Annotated in this window: 11 protein-coding genes; all 11 read right to left on the reverse strand. The window is 62.2% G+C overall.

Going from position 1 to position 15,847, the window contains the following annotated elements; translation table 11 throughout:
• Positions 1-107, reverse strand: a 107-nt coding sequence (locus Q0C17_RS13245; protein WP_291194971.1) for a GTP-binding protein, incomplete at its 3' end; no start/stop codon positions are given.
• Between the two features lie 36 nt (positions 108-143).
• Positions 144-2,267, reverse strand: a complete 2,124-nt coding sequence (fusA, locus tag Q0C17_RS13250) for an elongation factor G (RefSeq protein WP_291207192.1) — start codon at positions 2,265-2,267, stop codon at positions 144-146.
• Between the two features lie 91 nt (positions 2,268-2,358).
• On the reverse strand, positions 2,359-2,829 hold the full coding sequence (gene rpsG / locus Q0C17_RS13255; RefSeq protein ID WP_291207195.1) for a 30S ribosomal protein S7: 471 nt from the start codon (positions 2,827-2,829) through the stop codon (positions 2,359-2,361).
• A gap of 15 nt (positions 2,830-2,844) precedes the next feature.
• Entirely contained in the window at positions 2,845-3,216 is a 372-nt protein-coding gene (rpsL, locus tag Q0C17_RS13260; RefSeq protein WP_011647831.1) for a 30S ribosomal protein S12, read from the reverse strand.
• A gap of 438 nt (positions 3,217-3,654) precedes the next feature.
• On the reverse strand, positions 3,655-7,866 hold the full coding sequence (gene rpoC, locus Q0C17_RS13265; RefSeq protein WP_291207198.1) for a DNA-directed RNA polymerase subunit beta': 4,212 nt from the start codon (positions 7,864-7,866) through the stop codon (positions 3,655-3,657).
• 127 nt (positions 7,867-7,993) lie between these two features.
• Positions 7,994-12,127: a DNA-directed RNA polymerase subunit beta gene (rpoB, locus tag Q0C17_RS13270; protein WP_291207201.1), complete on the reverse strand. Its 4,134-nt coding sequence runs from the start codon at positions 12,125-12,127 to the stop codon at positions 7,994-7,996.
• A 153-nt stretch (positions 12,128-12,280) separates the two neighbouring features.
• Positions 12,281-12,658, reverse strand: a complete 378-nt coding sequence (rplL, locus tag Q0C17_RS13275) for a 50S ribosomal protein L7/L12 (protein WP_291039825.1) — start codon at positions 12,656-12,658, stop codon at positions 12,281-12,283.
• 60 nt (positions 12,659-12,718) lie between these two features.
• Positions 12,719-13,234: a 50S ribosomal protein L10 gene (rplJ, locus tag Q0C17_RS13280; RefSeq protein WP_291039834.1), complete on the reverse strand. Its 516-nt coding sequence runs from the start codon at positions 13,232-13,234 to the stop codon at positions 12,719-12,721.
• Between the two features lie 403 nt (positions 13,235-13,637).
• Positions 13,638-14,330 carry a 50S ribosomal protein L1 gene (gene rplA, locus Q0C17_RS13285; RefSeq protein ID WP_291207204.1) on the reverse strand — a complete coding sequence of 231 codons (693 nt, stop codon included), beginning with the start codon at positions 14,328-14,330 and terminating at the stop codon, positions 13,638-13,640.
• Between the two features lie 5 nt (positions 14,331-14,335).
• On the reverse strand, positions 14,336-14,782 hold the full coding sequence (rplK, locus tag Q0C17_RS13290) for a 50S ribosomal protein L11 (RefSeq protein WP_291207207.1): 447 nt from the start codon (positions 14,780-14,782) through the stop codon (positions 14,336-14,338).
• A 196-nt stretch (positions 14,783-14,978) separates the two neighbouring features.
• On the reverse strand, positions 14,979-15,842 hold the full coding sequence (locus tag Q0C17_RS13295; RefSeq protein ID WP_291207209.1) for a M48 family metallopeptidase: 864 nt from the start codon (positions 15,840-15,842) through the stop codon (positions 14,979-14,981).
• Positions 15,843-15,847: the final 5 nt, after the last annotated feature.

Raw genomic sequence — 15,847 nt, forward strand, 5'->3', positions numbered from 1 at the left:
AGGATGATCGTGATCGCTGCCGTCAGCGTCGTCTTGCCGTGGTCAACGTGGCCAATCGTGCCAATGTTCACGTGCGGCTTCGTACGCTCAAACTTTGCCTTGCCCATCGGGCCTCTCCTTTGTTCTGAACTTGAGGACCGGGCTTACGAGCCCGAGACTTCCTGGATGATTTTCTGCGCTTCGGCGCGCGGGACTTCGTCATAGTGATCGAACAGCATGGTGAACTGTGCGCGGCCTTGCGACATGCCCCGAAGGTTGGACACATAGCCGAACATGTTGACCAGCGGCACCATCGCCGTGATCGCCGTGGCATTGCCCCGGGGCTCTGAACCCTGGATCTGGCCGCGGCGTGAGTTAAGGTCACCAATCACGTCACCCATATAGTCTTCCGGGGTGACAACTTCGACCTTCATGATGGGTTCCATCAGGCGCGGATCGCCCTTGCCTTTCAGCTCGCGGAATGCGCCGCGGGCTGCGATTTCGAAGGCCAGAACGCTCGAGTCGACATCGTGGAACGCGCCGTCAACCAGTCTGGCCCGGAAGTCGGTCACAGGATAACCGGCAAGCAGCCCGTTTTCCTTGGCCATGTCGAGACCCTTGCTGACGCCGGGAATGTATTCCTTCGGCACGGCGCCGCCGACGATTGCGCTTTCGAAGATGAAGCCCGAACCCGGCTCAAGCGGCTCGAACTCGAGCTTGATGCGGGCGAACTGGCCGGTACCGCCCGACTGCTTCTTGTGCGTGTAGTCGATCATCGCAGCGCGGCCGAGTTTCTCACGATACGCCACCTGCGGCTGGCCGATATTGGCTTCAACCTTGAACTCGCGGCGGAGGCGGTCGATCAGGATGTCGAGGTGAAGCTCGCCCATGCCTTTCATGATCGTCTGGCCGGATTCGAAATCGGTTTCGACGCGGAAGGACGGGTCTTCGGCAGCGAGGCGCTGCAGACCAACCGACATCTTCTCCTGGTCAGCCTTGGTTTTCGGCTCGACGGCGATCTCGATGACCGGCTGCGGGAACGTCATCGTTTCGAGAACGACGGGCTGGGCCGGATCGCAGACCGTATCACCGGTCGTCGTTTCCTTGAGGCCCGCCAGCGCCACGATGTCGCCCGCAAAGGCTTCAGCGATTTCGTCCTGCTTGTTGGCATGCATCATGACCATGCGGCCGACGCGTTCTTTCTTACCCTTGGTCGCGTTGAGGAAGGAGTCGCCCTTCTTCAGCTGACCGGAATAGATCCGGGTAAAGGTGAGCGTGCCCATGTAGGGGTCGTTCATGATCTTGAACGCAAGTCCGGCAAACGGCTGGCTGTCATCGGCCGAACGCGGAATGTCGCGCGTTTCGGTTTCGTCGCCCGGCTTGAAGCCCATGTAAGCGGGCACATCGAGCGGGCTCGGCAGGAAGTCGACCACGGCGTTCAGCATCGGCTGGACGCCTTTGTTCTTGAACGCCGAGCCGCACAGGACAGGCATGAATTTCAGGGCCAGCGTGCCCTTACGGATCAGCGCGCGGAGGGCAGCGATATCCGGCTCCTTGCCTTCAAGGAACGCTTCCATCGCGTCGTCGTCCATTTCGACGGCGAGCTCGATCAGATGCGCGCGCATCTCTTCGGCTTTCGCTTTCAGGCTCTCGCGGATCGGCTTCAGCACCCAGGTGGCGCCGAGGTCTTCGCCTTCCCAGACCCATTCCTTCATCGTGATGAGGTCGATGTGGCCTTCAAGCTCGGTTTCCGAGCCGATCGGAAGCTGGATCGGCGCCGGGGTTGCACCGGTGCGCTCCTTGATCATCGTCACGCAGTTGAAGAAATCCGCGCCGGTCTTGTCCATCTTGTTGACGAACACGATGCGCGGAACCTTGTAGCGGTCGGCCTGGCGCCAGACGGTTTCGGTCTGCGGCTCAACGCCGGCGTTGCCGTCCAGAAGAACGACGGCGCCATCGAGCACGGCGAGCGAACGCTCGACTTCGATCGTGAAGTCAACGTGGCCGGGCGTGTCGATGATGTTGAAGCGGAATTTCGGCGACTGGGCGGTCGAGCCGTCTTCGGTGCGTTCCCAGAACGTCGTCGTGGCAGCCGACGTGATCGTGATGCCGCGTTCCTGCTCCTGCTCCATCCAGTCCATGGTGGCGGCGCCATCGTGCACTTCGCCGATCTTGTGCGACTTGCCCGTGTAGTAGAGGACGCGCTCAGTCGTCGTGGTTTTGCCGGCATCGATGTGTGCGATGATGCCGAAGTTCCGGTAGCGCTCCAGCGGGTATTCGCGGGCCATGGTGTAAACCTTCGTGTTCAGTGTTCCAGGTAGCGGAAAGGGGTGTCTCGCCCGGGCGAGCAACCTCTTCCGCCCGGACAGTTAGTGCTGGTTACCAGCGATAGTGCGCGAACGCCTTGTTGGCGTCGGCCATGCGGTGCGTGTCTTCGCGCTTCTTCACGGCATTGCCGCGGCCTTGCGCAGCATCCATCAGCTCGCCGGCAAGACGCTCACGCATCGTGTTCTCGTTGCGGGCAGCAGCCGCAGCGGCCAGCCAGCGGATGGCAAGCGCCTGACGGCGCTCGGTGCGGACTTCGACCGGAACCTGGTAGGTGGCACCACCGACGCGGCGCGAGCGCACTTCAACCGAAGGCGCAACCGCTTCCAGCGCGTTGTGGAACACTTCGACCGGGTTCTTCTTGGAACGGGTCTCGACCAGTTCGAACGCGCCGTAAACGATGCGTTCGGCGACCGACTTTTTGCCGTCGCGCATGATCTGGTTCATGAATTTCGAAACCACGAGATCCTTGTACTTGGGATCGGTGAGGACTTCGCGTTTCTCGGCTTGGTGACGACGGGACATGGAGCTCTGGACCTCTTACTTCGGCTTCTTGGCGCCGTAGTGCGAGCGGCGTTGCTTACGGTTCTTGACGGGCTGGGTATCGAGGGCGCCGCGCACGATGTGGTAGCGCACGCCCGGAAGGTCTTTCACGCGGCCGCCGCGGATGAGCACGACCGAGTGCTCCTGCAGGTTGTGGCCTTCGCCAGGGATGTAGCACAGCGATTCAAATCCGGAGGTCATCCGCACCTTGGCCACTTTGCGAAGTGCCGAGTTCGGCTTCTTCGGCGTGGTGGTGTAGACGCGCGTGCAGACGCCGCGGCGCTGCGGACAGGCCTTCAGGGCCGGCGTCTTCGTACGGGTGCGCTTGGGCTCGCGCGGATTGCGGATCAGCTGCTGGATAGTCGGCATCGGGCCTGATGTCTCTTCATACGTTGTGGCCCGGGGGCCGATAATGACAACTGCCCCGAAGGCCTGATGTGGCATCCGGGACGGCGGGAATTTGGGGGCCAGATTGACCGGTGCATCGCTGCGGCCGGTGCGGTTTGCAGGCGCAGCGCCCGTTTACCTCTCTGACGATTTGGCGGCGTGTAGACTCGCGCGGGCGGCGCGTCAAGGGCGCCGAACCGTTGCAAGACCGTAAAGAAGAGGCCGGGCAAGCCTTCTAGAAAGGCAAAACACCGCCCCAGCTGCGAAAACACATCCAGGCGATCAGGGCGACGGCGGCCGCCGCGCACCCCGCCCCGGCCAGGTCAGCTTTCGAGAGTTTCATCGGCGCGAGTCCCGAAATGAAAAAGCCTGCCGGAAATGGCAGGCTTTTCCGTTGGTTTCAAGCGGTCAGGAGGGCGTTCAGGCGCCCGTCTTGTCCGGTGCCGGCAGGCCGGTCAGCACGAGGCTTTCCTCGGCCTTGGCCATGGCGGCGGCGCGCTTGGCCTTCAGTTTGGCATCGCGTTCGGCAGCGACCCGGCGGAACTGGCGGATACCGCCGCCGGTGCCGGCCGGGATAAGGCGGCCAACGATGACGTTCTCTTTCAGGCCTTCGAGCGTGTCGGTCTTGCCCTGTACAGCCGCTTCGGTCAGCACGCGGGTCGTCTCCTGGAACGAGGCGGCCGAGATGAAGCTCTTGGTCTGCAGCGAGGCCTTCGTGATACCGAGCAGCAGCGGCGTGGCCGTCGCTTCGACCTGGTCCTTCTTGCGCGACCGGCGGACGATGTCGTTGGCTTCCTCGAACTCGCCCACATCGATGTGCTCGCCGACGATAAACGGGGTATCCCCGCCATCGACGATCTCGACCTTCTGCAGCATCTGGCGAACGATCACCTCAATGTGCTTGTCGTTGATCGGCACGCCCTGCAGGCGGTAGACCTTCTGCACTTCGTCGATGAGGTAGTTCGCGAGGGCCTCGACGCCGAGCGTGGAGAGGATGTCCTGCGGGGCGGGGTTGCCGTCCATCAGGAACTCGCCGCGCTTGATGAAGTCGCCGTCCTGGACCGCGAGGTGCTTGCCCTTCGGAACCAGATAATCGATCGGCGGCTTGCCTTCTTCCATCGGAACGATGGTGACCTTGCGCTTGTTCTTGTAGTCGCGGCCGTATTCGACGCGGCCATCGACATCGGCGATGATCGCGTGGTCCTTCGGACGGCGGGCTTCGAAGAGTTCAGCCACGCGCGGCAGACCGCCGGTGATGTCCTTGGTCTTGGCGCCGCCGGTCGTGACACGGGCCAGCGTGTCGCCGGGCTCGATCTTGTCGCCGTCAGAGACGGAGAGGATCGCGCCGACGGAGAGCACGTAGGAGGCGGTCGAACCGTTCGGCAGCTTAACCGGCTTGCCGTCCTTGCCGATGATCTGGATCGACGGCTTGAGGTCGTTCGACTTGGAGGTCGAGCGCGGGTCGATGACGACGCGGGCCGAGATGCCAGTGGCTTCGTCTGTTTCCTCGCGGACGGTGAGGCCATCCGACAGGTCGATGAAGCGGGCTTCACCGGCGACTTCCGAAACGATCGGCTGGGCAAAGGGATCCCAGTCGGCAAGCAGCAGGCCCGGCGCAACCTTGGCGCCGTCCTTGACCATCAGGCGGGTACCATAGGCCGGGCGGAACGACTGGCGCGTACGTCCGTCGGCGTCGACGATTTCGACCTGCATGCGGCGGCCGACCACAATGATCGTCTTGTCCTTGCGGGTGACGTACTCGCCGTCCACGAAGCGGACCGTGCCTTCGAAGCTGGCTTCCAACGACGACTGGTCGGCCACCTGGGCCGCGCCGCCGATGTGGAAGGTGCGCATCGTCAGCTGCGTGCCGGGCTCGCCGATCGACTGGGCGGCGATGACGCCGACCGCTTCACCGCGGTTGACCGGCGTGCCGCGGGCAAGGTCGCGACCATAGCAGGCCACGCAGATGCCGTTCTTGGCTTCGCAGGTCAGGGCCGAACGAGCCTTGATGCGGTCCACAGCCGCCGCTTCGATGGCGGTTGCCACGTCTTCGTCAATGTAGGTGTTGGCCGGGATGATCAGCTTGCCATCGGCGCCCTTGATGTCCTCTGCCGTGACACGGCCAAGGATACGCTCGTAGAGCGAGACAACGACATCGGCGCCTTCCATGACGGCCGAGATCTCGATGCCCTTCTCAGTGCCGCAATCATCCTCGTTGATGATGCAGTCCTGAGCGACGTCGACGAGACGGCGCGTGAGGTAGCCCGAGTTGGCAGTCTTGAGCGCCGTATCGGCGAGACCCTTGCGGGCGCCGTGCGTCGAGTTGAAGTACTCGAGAACGGTGAGGCCTTCCTTGAAGTTCGAGATGATCGGCGTCTCGATAATCTCGCCCGACGGCTTGGCCATGAGGCCGCGCATACCGGCGAGCTGTTTCATCTGGTTCTTCGAACCGCGGGCACCGGAGTCGGCCATCATGAAGATCGAATTGACCTGGGCCTTGCGGTCGCCCTTGGCAGCCTGGGCCTTCGAGGCCGAGTCCATCATGGCATCTGCAACCTTGTCAGTGCAGGTCGACCAGGCATCAACGACCTTGTTGTACTTTTCGCCGCGCGTGATGAGACCATCCGCATACTGACGTTCGTACTCGGAAACGAGTTCCTTGGTCGCGTCGACCAGTTTCTTCTTCGCTTCCGGGATGACCATGTCATCCTTGCCGAAGGAAATGCCAGCCTTGCAGGCCTCCTTGAAGCCGAGCTCCATGACCTTGTCGCAGAAGATGACCGTCGCCTTCTGACCGCACAGGCGGTAGACTTCGTCGATGATCTTGCCGATCGCCTTCTTGGTGAGAACAGCGTTGACGAGTTCCGGCCCGATGCCGAGCTTGCGCGGCAGGAGGTTTGCCACGAGGAAGCGGCCCGGCGTCGTGTCGATGACGTAACGGCGCGGTTTGCCGTCGGCATCGATGCCGTCATACATCGCCTTGATTTTCGAGTGCAGCGTGATCAGCCCGGCTTCGAGCGCGTGCTCCATCTCTGCGAGGTCGGAGAACTTCATGCCCTCCCCCGGCTCGCCCTTCATGTCGATCGAGATGTAGTAGAGGCCGAGAATGATGTCCTGCGACGGAACGATGATTGGCTTGCCGTTGGCGGGCGAGAGGATGTTGTTGGTCGACATCATCAGCACGCGGCATTCCAGCTGGGCCTCGAGGCTCAGCGGGACGTGGACAGCCATCTGGTCGCCGTCAAAGTCCGCGTTGAACGCGGCGCAGACGAGCGGGTGCAGCTGGATGGCCTTGCCTTCGATCAGCTTCGGCTCGAACGCCTGAATGCCGAGACGGTGCAGCGTCGGCGCGCGGTTGAGCAGCACGGGGTGTTCGCGGATCACCTCGTCGAGGATGTCCCACACTTCCGGCTTTTCTTTTTCCACGAGCTTCTTCGCAGCCTTCACCGTGCCGGCGAGGCCTTTCGCGTCGAGGCGCGCATAGATGAACGGCTTGAACAGCTCGAGCGCCATTTTCTTCGGCAGGCCGCACTCGTGCAGCTTCAGGTTCGGGCCGACCACGATGACGGAACGGCCGGAATAGTCGACACGCTTGCCGAGAAGGTTCTGGCGGAATCGGCCCTGCTTGCCTTTCAGCATGTCAGAGATCGACTTCAGCGGGCGCTTGTTGGTGCCCGTGATCGTACGGCCGCGGCGGCCGTTGTCGAACAGGGCGTCAACCGACTCCTGAAGCATGCGCTTCTCGTTGCGGATGATGATGTCCGGCGCGCGAAGTTCCATCAGGCGCTTCAGGCGGTTGTTCCGGTTGATCACGCGGCGGTAGAGGTCGTTGAGGTCCGACGTCGCGAAGCGGCCGCCATCGAGCGGCACCAGCGGGCGCAGGTCCGGCGGGATCACCGGGACGACCGTCAGGATCATCCATTCCGGTTTGGCTTTCGACTGCAGGAAGGACTCGACCACCTTGAGGCGCTTGGAGGCTTTCTTCGTCTTCAGTTCCGAGGTCGATTCCTTCAGGTCCTCGCGCAGCTGGTCAGCCAGCGTCGGCAGGTCGAGCGACTTCAGGATCTCGCGGATGGCTTCAGCGCCGATCAGCGCCGTGAACGCGTCTTCCCCGAGACGGTCCTGCGCATCCATGTACTCTTCTTCGGTCAGAAGCTGTTTTGGCTCGAGCTCTGTCAGGCCCGGCTCGATCACGACATAGCTTTCGAAGTAGAGCACGCGCTCGACATCCTTGAGCGGCATGTCGACGAGCGTCGCGATCCGGGACGGGAGCGATTTCAGGAACCAGATGTGGGCAACCGGCGCAGCCAGGTCGATGTGGCCCATGCGCTCGCGGCGCACGCGCGCCAGCGTGACTTCCACGCCGCACTTCTCGCAGACGATGCCGCGATACTTGATGCGCTTGTACTTGCCGCAAAGGCACTCGTAGTCCTTCGTGGGTCCGAAGATCCGCGCACAAAACAGGCCGTCGCGCTCCGGCTTGAAGGTACGGTAGTTGATGGTCTCGGGTTTCTTGATCTCACCAGACGACCACGAGCGGATCTTCTCCGGGCTCGCAATCGAAATACGGATCGCCTCGAATGTCGGGGCGGGCGTATTCTGGTTGAACATGTTGGCGACGTCCTGGCGCATCGGTGTCTGCTCCTTCGGGTGGGCGTTGGGAGGCTTCGGCCCCCTGCCCTGAAAAATTCCGGTATCAGGCTTGGCCCCGCCGGCAGATCCGGACTGCCTGCGGGGCTTTGACTCTAAGCTTTCGCGTTTATTCGGCGGCCACCGACGCATCTTCGTTGAGCGCGGCGCTGCCTTCTTCGATCAACTCGACGTTCAGACCCAGCGAACGCATTTCCTTGACGAGCACGTTGAAGCTCTCGGGGATGCCGGCCTCGAACGTGTCGTCGCCGCGGACGATCGCTTCGTAGACCTTCGCGCGGCCGGCAGTGTCGTCCGACTTTACGGTCAGCATTTCCTGCAGCGTGTAGGCGGCGCCGTAAGCTTCGAGGGCCCAGACTTCCATCTCGCCGAAGCGCTGGCCACCGAACTGTGCCTTGCCGCCCAGCGGTTGCTGCGTGACGAGCGAGTACGGACCGGTCGAACGGGCGTGAATCTTCTCGTCCACAAGGTGGTGGAGCTTGAGGAGATACTTGTAGCCCACGGTGACCTGGCGGGTGAACGCCACACCGGTACGGCCGTCGTACAGCTTCACCTGGCCCGAGGTGTCGAGACCGGCACGCGTCAGCATGTCGTTGATGTCGTCTTCACGCGCGCCGTCGAACACCGGCGTTGCCATCGGCACGCCGTTGCGAAGGTTGCCGGCGAGTTCGACGATCTCTTCGTCCGTCTCCGGCATTTCCTGGTCCTTGCCATAGGCCGTCACGAGCGCCTTCTTGAGGCCTTTCATGTCCTGCTTCTGGTGGAACTCGTCGAGCGCCTTGTCGATGATCCGGCCGAGACCACGGCAGGCCCAGCCCGTGTGTGTCTCAAGGATCTGACCCACGTTCATCCGCGACGGCACGCCGAGCGGGTTGAGCACGATATCGACCGGGGTACCGTCCTCGAGGAACGGCATGTCTTCGCTCGGGTTGATCTTCGAGATCACACCCTTGTTGCCGTGACGGCCGGCCATCTTGTCGCCCGGCTGCAGCTTGCGCTTCACGGCCAGGAAGACCTTGACGACTTTCATGACGCCGGGAGGCAGGTCATCGCCGCGCTGGACCTTCTCGACCTTGTCGTTGAAGCGGGCTTCGAGTTCGCGGATCGAGGCGTCGAACTGTTCGCGCAGGGCTTTAAGCTCGGCTTGTGCCTTCTCCGATTTCAGCTCGATATCCCACAGCTGCTTCTCCGACAGGTCTTCAAGAGCCGCGGCCGTGATGCGGCCCGGTTTGAAGCCTTTCGGACCGGCTGCGGCTTCCTTGCCGGAAAGCAGGTCGTGGAGGCGTGCATAGGTGTTGCGCTCGAGGATCGACTGTTCGTCTTCCTTGTCTTCCTGCAGCTGTTCGATCTGCTCACGCTCGATCTGGAGTGCGCGCTGGTCCTTGTCGATGCCGTGGCGGTTGAAGATGCGGACATCCACCACCGTACCGGAATCGCCCGGCGGCACGCGCAGCGAGGTGTCGCGCACGTCCGAGGCTTTCTCACCGAAGATGGCGCGCAGGAGTTTTTCCTCCGGCGTCATCGGGCTTTCGCCCTTCGGCGTGACCTTGCCGACCAGGATGTCGCCCGCCTTCACTTCGGCGCCCACGGCAACGATGCCGGCTTCGTCGAGGTTGCGGAGCGCTTCTTCACCGACGTTCGGAATATCGCGCGTGATCTCTTCCGGACCCAGCTTCGTATCGCGGGCGGCGACCTCGAACTCCTCGATGTGGATCGAGGTGAAGACGTCGTCTTTCACGATCCGTTCGGAGATCAGGATCGAGTCTTCGAAGTTGTAGCCGTTCCAGGGCATGAACGCGACGAGCACGTTGCGGCCGAGCGCCAGTTCGCCGAGATCCGTGGACGGACCATCCGCGATGATGTCGTTCTTGGAAACGATGTCGCCGACTTTTACGATCGGGCGCTGGTTGATGCACGAGTTCTGGTTCGAGCGGCGGAACTTGGCGAGACGGTAGATGTCCACGCCCGATTTTGCGCCATCGATGTCCTCGGTGGCGCGCACCACGATACGCAGCGCGTCGACCTGCTCGACCACCCCTGCCCGGCGGGCAACGATGGCGGCGCGGCTGTCGCGGGCCACGACGGCTTCCATACCTGTGCCGACGAACGGCGCTTCCGACTGGACGAGCGGCACGGCCTGACGCTGCATGTTCGAGCCCATGAGCGCGCGGTTGGCGTCATCGTTCTCGAGGTAGGGAATCAGCGAGGCAGCCACCGAGACGACCTGTTTCGGCGAAACGTCCATGTACTGGATTTCGTCCTTCGAAACCATCGTCGCTTCGCCGGCGACGCGGGCGTTGACGAACTCGTTCACGAGTTCACCCTTCGCGTTCACGGTCGCGTTGGCCTGGGCGATCTTGTAGATCGATTCTTCCATGGCGGAGAGGTAGACGACCTCGGAGGTCAGCTTGCCCTTCAGGACCTTGCGGTACGGGCTTTCGATGAACCCGTACTTGTTCACACGGGCGTGGGTGGCGAGCGAGTTGATCAGGCCGATGTTCGGGCCTTCCGGCGTCTCGATCGGGCAGATGCGGCCATAGTGGGTCGGGTGCACGTCGCGCACTTCGAAGCCGGCACGCTCGCGCGTCAGGCCGCCCGGGCCAAGGGCCGAGAGACGGCGCTTGTGGGTGATTTCGGAGAGCGGGTTGGTCTGGTCCATGAACTGCGACAGCTGCGATGAGCCGAAGAATTCGCGGACAGCGGCGACCACCGGTTTGGCATTGATCAGGTCGTGCGGCATGACCGTGTCGATGTCGACGGCGCCCATGCGTTCCTTGATCGCGCGCTCCATGCGCACGAGACCGATGCGGTAGTTGTTTTCCATCAGCTCGCCGACCGAACGGACGCGGCGGTTGCCGAGGTTGTCAATGTCGTCGACTTCGCCCTTGCCGTCCTTCAGGTCGAGGATGACCTTCATGACGCCGATGATGTCTTCGTGGCGCAGGACGCGCATCGAGTCTTCGGCCGACTCGTACTCGCGCACGGCCACCGAGAGACGCATGTTCATTTTGACCCGGCCAACGGCCGACAGGTCATAACGCTCGGAGTCGAAGAACAGCTGGCCGAAAAGTGCATCAGCCGCTTCCTGCGTCGGCGGCTCGCCGGGGCGCATGACACGGTAGATATCAGAGAGCGCCTCGAAGCGCGTCTCGTTCTTGTCGGCTTTCAGCGTGTTGCGCAGCCAGGGGCCGCGGCCGCCGGCGTCGATGTCGAGCACTTCGATCATCTTCAGGCCGTAATCGCGCATTTCGGCGATCGACTCTTCTTCCAGCGTGTCACCCGCCTCGCCGAAGATTTCGCCGGTTTCCATGTTCACGACGTCGCGCGCCAGGAACTTGCCGATCAGGGCTTCCGACGGAACAAGGATTTCGTCCGTCCCGCCTTCAGCGATGCGTTTCGCTTTCAGCGCCGTGATCTTCTTGCCGGCTTCCGCAACGACCTTCTTCGATTTTGCATCGACGAGATCGTATTCCGGTTTCACGCCGCGCCAGGCGTCGGGGCGGAAGCTTGCGATCCAGCCTTTCTTGTCGAGGCGGAAGATCGAGCGGCTGTAGAAGCTGTCGAGGATCTGCTCGGTGTTGTAGCCGAGCGCGTAAAGGATCGTCGTCGCCGGCAGCTTGCGCTTGCGGTCGATCCGGATGTTCAGGATGTCTTTCGCGTCGAACTCGAAGTCGAGCCACGAGCCGCGGTAAGGGATGATCCGGGCGGCAAACAGCAGCTTGCCGGACGCGTGGGTCTTGCCTTTGTCATGATCGAAGAAGACGCCCGGCGAGCGGTGCATCTGCGAGACGATCACGCGCTCGGTGCCGTTCACGACGAACGTGCCCTTGTCGGTCATCAGCGGGATGTCGCCGAGATAGCATTCCTGCTCTTTCACTTCCTTGACGGAGCGTGCACCAGTTTCCTCGTCCACGTCGAACACGACGAGCTGGAGACGGACCTTGAGCGGCGCCTGGTAGGTCAGGTCGCGCTGCATGCACTCTTCAACGTCGAACTTCGGCTGTTCGAATTCGTAGGAAACGTATTCGAGCGTGGCGCGTTCGGAGAAGTCGGTGATCGGGAAAACCGACTTGAAGACACCGCCGAGACCATCATCCGTGCGCTTCTCGCGCGGCGTGTTCATCTGGAGGAAGGCTTCGTAGGACTCGCGCTGGACCTCGATCAGGTTTGGCATTTCGATGGCTTCGGGAATGCGGCCGAAGTTTTTGCGGATACGTTTCTTTTCCGTGAAGGAGAGTGCCATCCCAAGTTCCCATTTTTTCGGCGCCGCCAGGAGGGGCGGCAAGCCGGAGTTTGAAACGCGAGCACGCGGCGGCCTGAAAGTCAGACCGCCGCGCTGATCCAGAACAGGATGGTGCCTCGCGCGAACACCGTCCGGATACACGCCATAAGGCGCTTACTTCAGTTCGACTTTGGCGCCTGCGTCTTCGAACTTCTTCTTCAGGGCTTCGCCGTCAGCTTTCGAAACCGCTTCTTTCACGGTTTTCGGAGCGGACTCGACGAGGTCCTTGGCTTCTTTCAGGCCGAGCGAAGGAACAACTTCGCGGACGAGCTTGATGACTTCGATTTTCTTCGCACCGGCATCGGTGAGAACAACGTCGAATTCGGTTTGCACTTCGGCAGCAGCAGCGGGAGCACCGCCACCAGCAGCTGCAACGGCGACCGGCGCAGCGGCCGAAACGCCCCATTTTTCTTCGAGAAGTTTCGCAAGTTCAGCCGCTTCGAGAACGGTCAGAGCCGAGAGGTCTTCGACAATCTTGTCCAGATTTGCCATGGTTCAATGTCCTGTTGTTTGGGTCTTTGTTGAGGTCGTAGGTTTGCGAAAACGGGTATCTTAAGCCGCGTCTTTCGACGCGTAAGCGGACACCACGCGGGCAAGTTGCGATGCCGGCGCCTGAAGGATGCCAGCGATCTTCGTCGCCGGCGCCTGCACGAGGCCGATAATCTTGCCACGCAGTTGATCGAGAGAGGGCAGCTTTGCGAGCATCTCGACGCCTTTGGCATCAAGCACCTGCTCGCCCATCACCGCACCGATGATCACGAGTTTCGAATTTTCCTTCGAGAACTCGTCAGCCGCTTTCGCAGCCGACACCGGATCCGGGGAATAGGCGATGGCAACAGGACCCTGGAAGAGTTCTGCAGCCTTGTCGCCGCCCGTCCCGCCAAGGGCGATTTTCGCCAGGCGGTTCTTGACCACTTTGAAGTGCGCGCCGTCCTTGCGGAGCATGCCACGCAGCTTCGTCATTTCCGCTACGGTGAGACCGGTATAGTGGGTCACGATGACCACGCCCGACTGTTCGAACACCCCTTTCAGGGTATCGAGAGCCGCGCTTTTTCCAGCTTTATCCATTGCGGGTCTCCATTGAGGCGTCCGGACCATCCGGCCGCCCTGGTAATCGCCTTCCGCCTTGCGGCATCCAGCGCCTGCCCAGGGATTGGCCTGCCCGGTACGCCCTTCCCTGAAAAATCCAGGAAAATCCGAACCGTATCTACGCCTCACCCCGTCTGCATAGGTGGCCTTGCGGCCCTTGGCACCCTGTAGAAGAGCGGCCTATGGTCTGTGACAGGAAACGGGAGTCCCCCGAATACACATCGGTGAACTCCCGTCAAGCGGCGGGCATTAACGCTTTTTCCACCGGTCCGCAACCCCCTGCCCGCTTTTTTGTGAAGGCAGTTTTCAGCCAGAAAAAACCCGGCCCCCCGCAAGTGCAGAGGCCGGGCTTTGTGACTTGAGGCGGGTTGGCCTGCGCCGATCAGCCTTTGGCTTCGGCCAGATCGATGACCACGCCGCCGCCCATGGTGGACGACAGGGTGACCTTGCGCACGAACGTGCCCTTGGCGCCCGACGGACGGGCCTTGACCAGCGCGCCGAGGAAGGCGGTGACGTTCTTCTCGATGTCAGCATCGGAGAAGGACGCCTTGCCGACGCCGGCGTGCACGATACCGGCCTTTTCGACCTTGAACTCGACGGCGCCGCCCTTGGCGTCCTTGACGGCCTGGGCGATGTTCGGGGTGACCGTGCCGACTTTCGGGTTCGGCATCAGGCCGCGCGGGCCGAGCACCTTACCGAGACGGCCGACAAGACCCATCATGTCCGGGGTCGCGATGACGCGGTCGAAGTCCATGAAGCCGCCATTGACCTTCTCAAACAGGTCTTCGGCGCCCACGATGTCGGCGCCGGCGGTGCGGGCTTCGTCAGCCTTCTTGTCCTTGGCGAACACGGCAACGCGGATGTTCTTGCCGGTACCGGCCGGCAGGTTGACCACGCTGCGGACCTGCTGGTCGGCATATTTGGGGTCAACGCCGAGGTTAACGGCGATCTCGATGGTTTCGTCGAACTTCGCTTTGGCGTTCGATTTCACGAGCTTCACAGCATCGGAGATCGTGTACGTCTTGGTGACGTCGATCGTCTGCTCGATGGCGCGGGTACGTTTTCCTTTGGCCATGATGCTTACTCCTCAACCCGAAGGCCCATCGCGCGGGCAGAGCCGGCGATGATCTTGGTGGCAGCGTCCAGATCGTTCGCGTTAAGGTCATTCATCTTGACCTTCGCAATCTCGCGGACCTGGGCCATGGTGACCTTGCCGACGGTGTCATAGCCGGGCTTCTTGGCGCCCGAGGCCGGTTTCTTGCCGAGTTTCAGGCCAGCGGCCTTCTTCAGCAGCACCGAAGCCGGCGGCGTCTTGGTGACGAAGGTGAACGACTTGTCCTGGTAATATTCGATGACCACGGGCGTCGGAATGCCTTCTTCGAGCCCTTGCGTACGCGCGTTGAAGGCTTTGCAGAATTCCATGATGTTGATGCCGCGCTGGCCCAGGGCGGGGCCCACGGGCGGCGACGGGTTAGCCTTACCGGCCGGGATCTGGAGCTTGATCTGCCCCAGAAGTTTCTTAGCCATTTTGTCCTCACAACTTTGGCGGTGGGGCGGTGGTCTTTCGATCCGCCCGGTTGATAACGAGGCTCCGCGGTACGGCTGGCAGCCTCCCGCGGAAGCGGGGCGTATGACCCAATGCCCCTCCCCGGTCAAGCGCCAGACAGAGAAAAGCCCGGACAGCGGGGCCATCCGGGCTTCAAAAGAAGGTTACTGGCAAGTCCTACATCAGGGCATAGCCGCGGGCGTTGATATAGCTGCGCAGCTCTTCGGCCCGGCGGACTGGATCGGGGTGTGTGGACATGAACTCCGGCGGGCGCTGGCCTTCGGACTGCGCAGCCATCAGCTCCCAAAGCCGGACGGACTGTTTCACGTCATAGCCGGCGCTGTGCATGTAATCGACGCCCAGCCTGTCGGCCTGCAGCTCGTGCTTGCGGCTGTAGGGCAGCACCACACCGAACTGTACGGCCGCGCCGCCGAGGGCGCCGATCATACTGCCATACTTGGACAGCTCTTCGGACGAGGCCACCGCAATCTGGCCCGCCATCAGGCCGACCTGCGCCGCGGTCGTCACCGACATCCGCTCTGCTGCATGGCGGCCAACCACGTGTCCGGTCTCGTGGCCAAGTACAGAAGAGATCTGATCATCATTCTCGGTCAGCTCAGTAATGCCGCGATACACGCCGACACGGTTGCCCGGCATAACGAAGGCGTTGACATCATCGGTGTCGAAGACGGCGACATCCCACTGGTCGTTCGGGTTCACATGGCCCTGCGCGGCAGCGCCCTTGATGGTCCGGTCCCAGATGCCGAGCACCCGGTTCTTGAGCTGCGCGTTCGACGTCTGCGGCGTCTGTGCCTTCATGTCGGTCCAGGCAGTCGCCGCCATGCTGGCGATCTGGTCATCGCCGAACAGGAGCAGCTGGCTGTCGCCGGTTGCGGCGTTGGTCGTGCAGCCGGAGACGAACGGGAACACGCTGCCGGCGGCAAGGCCCATAACGATACCCCGCCGCGACAGGCGCACGCGCGGTGCTTCGGCGAGCAGTCGGCTATCGAACGTTTCACCCAGATCATAATCACGCGACATCGGTT

The organism is Hyphomonas sp., assembly GCF_022844445.1.
Classification (GTDB): Bacteria; Pseudomonadota; Alphaproteobacteria; order Caulobacterales; family Hyphomonadaceae; genus Hyphomonas.